1 protein-coding gene is annotated in these 776 nt (G+C 45.0%); it reads right to left on the reverse strand.

Annotation, left to right across the window (positions count from 1 at the left end; genetic code table 11):
* Positions 1–50: 50 nt before the first annotated feature.
* The coding region (locus R7Z50_RS26715) for a GlxA family transcriptional regulator (protein ID WP_318149644.1) at positions 51–776 on the reverse strand (726 nt) is incomplete at its 5' end.

A 776-nucleotide genomic window follows, 5' to 3' on the forward strand; every position in this document is an offset into this window, starting at 1 on the left:
TTGCATGTAGTTATCTGACTCTCATGAAACATGTTCTTTGAAAACAAGACTCAAGCAAATCGTTTTCTAAACTCTCGCGGAGTTAAACCAATGACGTTTATGAAAACCTTCCTACAGGCGCTCGTATCCTCGTAACCAACTTGATGGCTTATAGAATCAAAGGAATGTTGTGTTCTTTCTAACAAATTACATGCGCTCTGAATTCTAAGACGCTGCAAGTATTGATTAGGGTTGTATCCTGTCGCTTTCAAAAATCGTCGTTGCATCGTGCGTTCAGTAAGGTTGGCTTGCTTTGCTAACTGCTTTATGGACAAAGGCTCTGCATAGCGCTGATGCATGATTTGTTGAATGGAAACAATCGCATAATCACCGTGAGAAAACGATGGATGAAACTGTTGGTAGTAGCTCTGCGCTCGCTGAGCGGTATCAATAACCAGCGTTTTTCCAAGCTGACGCACAACACCCGGCGAAGCGTATTTCGCGATCAGCTCAAAGCCAAGGTCTAACCATGACATCATCCCACCCGCCGTTACTATGTCACCGTGATTGATCAATATCTTATTGCTATCCAGCGCAATGCTAGGAAAGGCTTGGGAGAATGTTTCCGCCAATGCCCAATGGGTCGTGACCTCTCTCGAATCGATCAAGTTGGTTGCGGCAAGAATGAATACTCCGGCACATGCAGAAGATAACACCGCCCCTTGTGAGTAGTGCGCTTTAAGCCATCGAATCAACGCATCATCAGGAGCTAAGTAGTAATTATCAAGTGACGCAGG

It is taken from the genome of Vibrio sp. 1249-1 (assembly GCF_033340495.1).